8 protein-coding genes are annotated in these 6,471 nt (G+C 38.2%); 2 read left to right on the top strand and 6 right to left on the bottom strand.

The features are described from left to right. The 5 genes from ACR2F7_RS02995 to rpmB all read right to left on the bottom strand — a co-directional run. On the bottom strand, positions 1-723 hold a 723-nt coding region (locus ACR2F7_RS02995; RefSeq protein ID WP_432712125.1), incomplete at its 3' end, for a radical SAM protein. Positions 724-829: 106 nt separating this feature from the next. Next, the gene (gene ftsY, locus ACR2F7_RS02990) at positions 830-1,792 is read right to left on the bottom strand and encodes a signal recognition particle-docking protein FtsY (RefSeq protein ID WP_432712124.1); all 963 of its coding nucleotides are present in this window, start codon (positions 1,790-1,792) and stop codon (positions 830-832) included. A gap of 72 nt (positions 1,793-1,864) precedes the next feature. Beyond that, positions 1,865-2,029: a DUF4295 domain-containing protein gene (locus ACR2F7_RS02985; RefSeq protein ID WP_432712123.1), complete on the bottom strand. Its 165-nt coding sequence runs from the start codon at positions 2,027-2,029 to the stop codon at positions 1,865-1,867. Between the two features lie 38 nt (positions 2,030-2,067). Further along, positions 2,068-2,250, bottom strand: coding sequence for a 50S ribosomal protein L33 (rpmG, locus tag ACR2F7_RS02980; RefSeq protein ID WP_008242799.1), 183 nt, complete (start codon positions 2,248-2,250; stop codon positions 2,068-2,070). Positions 2,251-2,291: 41 nt separating this feature from the next. Beyond that, positions 2,292-2,525: a 50S ribosomal protein L28 gene (rpmB, locus tag ACR2F7_RS02975; RefSeq protein ID WP_108554931.1), complete on the bottom strand. Its 234-nt coding sequence runs from the start codon at positions 2,523-2,525 to the stop codon at positions 2,292-2,294. A gap of 245 nt (positions 2,526-2,770) precedes the next feature. Here rpmB and acs point away from each other — a divergent pair, with 245 nt between their 5' ends. Then, on the top strand, positions 2,771-4,666 hold the full coding sequence (gene acs / locus ACR2F7_RS02970; RefSeq protein ID WP_432712126.1) for an acetate--CoA ligase: 1,896 nt from the start codon (positions 2,771-2,773) through the stop codon (positions 4,664-4,666). Between the two features lie 67 nt (positions 4,667-4,733). Further along, positions 4,734-4,919 (top strand): CsbD family protein, encoded by a 186-nt coding sequence (locus tag ACR2F7_RS02965; protein WP_432711020.1) that lies wholly within the window; start codon positions 4,734-4,736, stop codon positions 4,917-4,919. 381 nt (positions 4,920-5,300) lie between these two features. On the opposite strand, the gene ACR2F7_RS02960 is transcribed toward ACR2F7_RS02965, so the two are convergent. Further along, positions 5,301-6,471 (bottom strand): M16 family metallopeptidase (locus ACR2F7_RS02960; protein WP_432712122.1); only part of this gene is annotated, 1,171 nt, incomplete at its 5' end.

Below are 6,471 nucleotides of genomic sequence, written 5' to 3'. Positions count from 1 at the left end.
AGAAGGGTAGGCATATTGCAACCTGATCCATTCAATACCGTTCACATCAGAAAGTCTTCTTAACAATTCATCAAGGTTACGCTTTCCGTAAATGTCTAATCCGTAGTAAGTAAGATCCTGAGCAATTAAAATTAATTCTTTGGTACCGTTGGCAGCAAGAATTTTAGCTTCATTCACCAGTTCATTCATGTCGCGGGAAACATGTTTACCACGCATTAAAGGAATGGCACAGAAAGAGCAGGGGCGGTTACAGCCTTCAGCAATTTTAAAGTAAGCAAAGTGTGAAGGCGTGGTCAATAACCTTTCGCCAATCAGCTCATGCTTATAATTAGCACCCAGCGAATGCAGGATATTGTTTAAGTCGTTGGTACCAAAAAAAGCATCAACATTGGTAATTTCAGCTTCCAGTTCAGGCTTATAGCGTTCAGATAAACAGCCGGTCACAATAACCTTAGCTACCTTACCATCATCTTTCAGCTGGCTGTATTGTAAAATGGTATCAATAGATTCCTGTTTAGCATTGTCGATAAAGCCACAGGTATTGATCACCACAATATCGTCTTTGCCTAAAGTGTCAGACTCATGAACCACGTCCATGTTATTTCCACGTAACTGGCCCATTAAAACTTCTGAATCGTAGATGTTTTTAGAGCAACCCAGGGTAATGACATTGATTTTGGGTTTTTTAAGGGAAATTATTTTAGGACTAACTTTAGTATTCATGATTTGTATTTAATTATAAGAATGCTCAACATCCCTTTTTTTGAAGGTAATGTATTACATTTTAGAGATCCCAATGCCTAATGGCGGGGATCATATTTAAGAATGGCTAGTTGAATAAGCTGTCTACGAAAGCTTTTTTATCAAATAGCTGAAGATCATTCACACTTTCACCTACGCCAATATATTTTACAGGAATTTTAAACTGATCAGAAATACCTATCACCACGCCACCTTTAGCAGTACCATCCAGTTTAGTAATGGCAAGGGCATTTACATCCGTTGCTTCTGTAAACTGTTTACATTGCTCAAAAGCATTTTGCCCGGTAGAGCCATCTAAAACCAGAAGAATCTCATGCGGAGCATTAGGAATAACCTTTTGCATTACACTTTTGATCTTTCCAAGCTCGTTCATCAAGCCTATTTTATTATGCAGACGACCGGCGGTATCGATAATAACCACATCTTCTTTATTGGCAACGGCAGATTGTAAAGTGTCGAAAGCAACAGAAGCAGGGTCAGAACCCATTGGCTGTGCCACCACACGAACACCTACACGTTCACCCCAAAGTTTAATTTGCTCTACAGCAGCAGCACGAAAAGTATCTGCAGCACCAAGCACAACCTTCAGGTTTTCCGCTTTTAGCTTATGGGCAAGTTTACCAATGGTGGTTGTTTTACCAACACCATTTACACCGACTACCATAATGACATAAGGTTTATGATCACCGTATTCAAATTTACGGAAATCATTGCTGTTGTTTTCTGCTAAAAGATGTTGAATTTCTTCCCTTAACAGACCATGAAGCTCTGAAGTAGATAAGTATTTATCTTTTGCTACACGATCCTGTATGCGGTCAATAATTTTGAGGGTAGTAGAAACGCCTACATCAGAAGTTACTAGTACTTCTTCCAGGTTATCGAGAACATCGTCATCCACTGTAGACTTTCCAGCCACAGCTTTAGTGATTTTATTAAAAAAACCAGTTTTCGTTTTCTCTAATCCCTTGTCCAGTGCTTCCCTGGCTTCCGGAGCGGACTCCTTTTTCTTGAAAAAATCAAATAATCCCATACGAATGTTTAGCAAAACAAAAAAAGCCCTCCCATTTTGAAGGGACGGCTCTAATATTATAAAATATTGAGATTACTTACCCTGAGGTGCAGTAATAGCATCTTTTACGTGTTCGTTGTGAACAATGATTTCTTTGAAAGAATAAGCACCTGTTACAGGTGATTTAGTCATTGTAATAACTTTCGAATACTCTTTTCCATTACCCGTTTTAAGGGTTGCAACTACTTTTTTTGCCATGATCTAAATAGATTGTATTTTTAGCAATACGAAACGTATTACTTAATTTCTTTATGTACGGTTACTTTTTTCAATACTGGATTGAATTTTTTCAATTCTAATCTCTCAGTAGTGTTTTTACGGTTTTTAGTAGAGATATATCTAGACATACCAGGCATGCCACTTGTTTTATGCTCTGTACACTCTAGAATAACTTGTACTCTGTTACCTTTCTTTGCCATTTTATTATTATTGTTAACAGGTTAACTACCTGCAATTGTTTTTACAAAAATCCTTTTTTCACGAAGCGGTTGATTGCTTCTGTAATACCAATTTTATTGATGGTTTTAATAGCTGAAGTAGATACTTTCAGTGTAATCCAACGATCTTCTTCAGGAATATAAAATTTCTGAAGTTGTAAGTTGGGATAAAACTTACGCTTAGTTTTAACGTTTGAGTGAGAAACATTAAAACCTGTCATCGCCATTTTTCCGGTTAAATCACAAACTCTAGACATGCCTTTTAATATATATTGTTAATTATTAGTCGCTTAATTTTTTAAGAGTGGGCAAATATCCAAATAATATTCGTAACCATCAAGCCGGTGATGAATATTTTTGAAAATAATGTTTTTTTCACCCGCACAAGCCGAATTCGCTTCGCCGCAAAGCTAAGAATATGCACTTAAAAACCACTATAAAGTTTATATAATTTCAATAAAAGCTATATTTACATTTTAGCTACTAAATATAGAACCACATGATGCAGATCAAATCTTTGCAGGATTACAAAGAACAATACCAATTAAGCGTTGAAAAGCCTGAAGAATTTTGGGCAGAAATTGCCAATACCTTCCAGTGGCGGAAGAAATGGGATAAAGTATTATCATGGAATTTCACCGAACCAAACATTAAATGGTTTGAGGGAGGAAAATTAAATATTACAGAGAATTGCCTGGACAGGCATTTGGAGAAAAACGGCGATAAGCCTGCAATTATCTGGGAATCTAACGATCCTGAGAAAAAGAGTGTTACCCTTACCTATAAGATTTTACATGAGCAAGTATGCCGCTTTGCCAATGTATTGAAAAAGAACAATGTGGCTAAAGGCGACCGTGTTTGTATATATATGCCGATGGTGCCAGAATTGGCTATTGCCGTGTTGGCCTGTGCCCGTATTGGGGCGGTACATTCCGTTGTTTTCGGTGGTTTTTCTGCCAAATCTATTGCGGACCGCATCAATGATGCAGCCTGTAAATTAGTGATTACTGCTGATGGCTCTTTCAGGGGGAACAAACAAATCCAGTTGAAAGAAGTGATTGACGATGCTTTAATTGGCTGCCCGACGGTAGAAAAAGTGATTGTATTGACCCATACCCGTACACCGGTTTCCATGTTAAAAGGCCGCGATTTATGGTTTGAAGATGAAATTAAACTGGTAGACAGTTATTGCCCTGCAGAAGAAATGGATGCTGAAGATTTACTTTTCATCCTTTACACCTCAGGGTCTACAGGTAAACCCAAAGGTGTGGCACATACTGTAGGTGGTTACATGGTGTATGCAGGTTACACATTCTCTAATGTATTCAATTACCAGCCAGATGAGGTGTTTTTCTGTACCGCCGATATTGGCTGGATCACCGGTCACTCTTATATTGTCTATGGTCCCCTTTCTCAAGGTGCTACCACACTGATGTTTGAAGGTATCCCAACTTACCCAACAGCATCACGTTTATGGGAAGTGGTGGATAAACATAAAGTCAACATTTTATACACTGCGCCAACAGCCATCCGTTCATTAATGAGCTTTGGTGAAGAACCCTTACAAGGAGCGGACCTGAGCTCGCTGAGGGTATTAGGTTCCGTTGGAGAGCCTATTAACGAGGAAGCATGGCATTGGTTCGATGAGAAAATTGGTAAAGGGCAGAGCCCTATTGTAGATACCTGGTGGCAGACTGAAACTGGGGGTATCATGATTTCGCCTATTGCGTTCGTTACGCCAACCAAGCCAAGTTATGCCACTTTACCTTTGCCGGGTGTACAGCCCGTGCTGGTAGATGAGCAGGGCAAAGAAATTGAAGGCAATGGGGTTAGTGGTAACCTGTGTATTAAATTTCCATGGCCGGGTATGTTGCGCACTTTGTATAAAGACCATGAGCGCTGCAAACTCACTTATTTCTCCACCTATGAGAATCTGTATTTTACAGGTGATGGCTGCACGCGTGATGAAGATGGCTATTATAAAATTACCGGCAGGGTAGATGATGTCATCAACGTATCAGGACATAGAATTGGCACTGCAGAAGTTGAAAATGCCATTAATATGCATGCCGGGGTAGTAGAAAGTGCTGTGGTAGGCTATCCACATGATGTAAAAGGACAGGGGATTTTTGCCTTTGTCATTTACCCAAATACACATGGTGATGATGACCTTACCCGTAAAGATATTTTACAAACGGTAACCCGTGTAATTGGTGCCATTGCCAAGCCAGATAAGATTTTATTTGTATCAGGATTGCCTAAAACACGGTCTGGAAAAATTATGCGACGCATTTTAAGGAAGATTGCTGAAGGTGATGTTTCTAATTTAGGTGACATCAGTACGCTGCTGGACCCAGGCGTGGTAGAAGAGATTATTGGCAGTGCAAAAAAACTTTAATCAAACAATCTTAATGTTGTGGTGTTATTATAGTAATCAATAGAGTTATTTATTAAAAGAGCACATCATGGATAAGTTAGAATTAAAAGGTCAATGGAACGAGCTAAAAGGTAAAGTTAAGCAAGCTTATGGCGACTTTACTGATGATGATTTGAAATATGAAGAGGGAAAAGATGATGAATTGTACGGTAAAATTCAACAAAAAACCGGCAAAACCAGAGAAGAAGTAGTAGACTGGTTGAAATCTCTTTAAAATGACATGTAAACCTGCAAAGGCTACCATAAAGAATGTTGATTGTTGTTTTTAGTCAGATGTTTTAAGGTGCATAATAACAATACTGATCCTAATGAACAAGATTAACCACTGAAGATGAAAAGGTCCGGAATTTATTCCGGACCTTTTTTTATTTATACAATAAGCTTAGCTATTTTAGCAATTAAGCGCTAGTATTCTCACGCTTAACATTTGATATTTCACATACTAACCTTATAAATTTTAGCACTTAACCTGTAGCATTTTTACCCTTAAACTCAAGTATTTTACAGACTAAAATCTAATAATCTAGCACTTAATCTCTGGTAAAACAATGTTTTACCTGTGTTATTTTAAATAAAACACAGGTAAAACCTAATGTTAATAACCGAAGATCTGCTCCAGTGTCAATGTTTTAACGGCACCAAATTTTTGCATATCTTCCAGTTTCACTTTATTTTTAGAACCCACAATGCAATAAGTATAAGGTTTACCAGAAACATGCTGTTGGTGAAAATCTTTAATTGCCGCAAAATCTAACCCTTTTAAACTACTGTAAGTGTCAATTCTTGAATCATGGTCAATACCAAGTTTCTGATCAGCAAAATAGGTGTTAATGATATCGTGTTTAGTGATACGGCCAATTTCAATCGCATTGATAGAATTGCTTTTAGCACCTTCAAAAGACTTGTCAAACTGAGGTAAGTCCGTTAACAGCTCATTCATGCCATTCACTGCGTCAGTCATTTTATCTGCCTGGCTACCAATATAAGACATCATGGTAAATTCTTTATCTTTACGGTCAGGGGCAAAATAGTTGGCCCAGGTAGAGTAGGCTAAAGCTTTAGACTCTCTTAAAGTCTGAAAAACAACAGAGCCCATGCCACCACCAAAATAGCTGTTAAACAAATTAACATTGGCAGCCATTGCAGGGTTATAAACTCCATCATTGCGTACCCATCTAATTTCCGACTGCACCATGTCGTAATCGGCAAAAAGCACCTGGTTAGTCTCATTTTTTGTATATTTAAATACAGTAGCAGGGGCAGCAGTTGTAAAAGCGGTAGGCAAAATATGAATCTTTGCAAGTTCAGCAGTAAAATCGGCAACTGGCTTCGGACCATAATATGTTACCGAATGTTCATAATTGTTGATGTTGTGCAAAATATACATCAACTCTTTAGAAGTCATTTTGTTAACTTCCTCATTCGACAATACATTATTAGTGGGGTTGAGGTCGCCATATTGTGCATAAGCCACTAATCCGTTTAAAATTGCCCCTTTATTTAGCTTGGTATTCTTGCGACCTTTTAAGATAGTGCTTTTAAGTTCTGTTAAAGCCTCTTCATTAGCTTTGCAATTGGTGAAAACATGCTCCACTAATTTCACCGCTTTATCAAAGTTTTCCTGCAGACCAGAAATATTGATGGTCACTAACTCATTGCTCACCCTCATATTGTAGGAGCAGGCAATGTTATAGAATTGCTTGCTGATTTCCTCGGCAGAATATTTATCAGTGCTCAGGAAGTTAAGGTATTGCGCAGCATAAGGG

Origin of the sequence: Pedobacter sp., from assembly GCF_045628745.1 — a bacterium.
In the GTDB taxonomy this organism is placed as follows: domain Bacteria; phylum Bacteroidota; class Bacteroidia; order Sphingobacteriales; family Sphingobacteriaceae; genus Pedobacter.
Note: the sequence above shows the minus strand (reverse complement) of the source record. Positions and strands in the feature narration are given on the sequence as shown.

What these genes read in the sequence shown, in the direction of transcription:
- ftsY (WP_432712124.1), bottom strand. Translation starts at nt 1,792, where the DNA reads ATGGGATTATTTGATTTTTTCAAGAAAAAGGAGTCCGCTCCGGAAGCC.
- ACR2F7_RS02985 (WP_432712123.1), bottom strand. Translation starts at nt 2,029, where the DNA reads ATGGCAAAAAAAGTAGTTGCAACCCTTAAAACGGGTAATGGAAAAGAG.
- rpmG (WP_008242799.1), bottom strand. Translation starts at nt 2,250, where the DNA reads ATGGCAAAGAAAGGTAACAGAGTACAAGTTATTCTAGAGTGTACAGAG.
- rpmB (WP_108554931.1), bottom strand. Translation starts at nt 2,525, where the DNA reads ATGTCTAGAGTTTGTGATTTAACCGGAAAAATGGCGATGACAGGTTTT.
- acs (WP_432712126.1), top strand. Translation starts at nt 2,771, where the DNA reads ATGCAGATCAAATCTTTGCAGGATTACAAAGAACAATACCAATTAAGC.
- ACR2F7_RS02965 (WP_432711020.1), top strand. Translation starts at nt 4,734, where the DNA reads ATGGATAAGTTAGAATTAAAAGGTCAATGGAACGAGCTAAAAGGTAAA.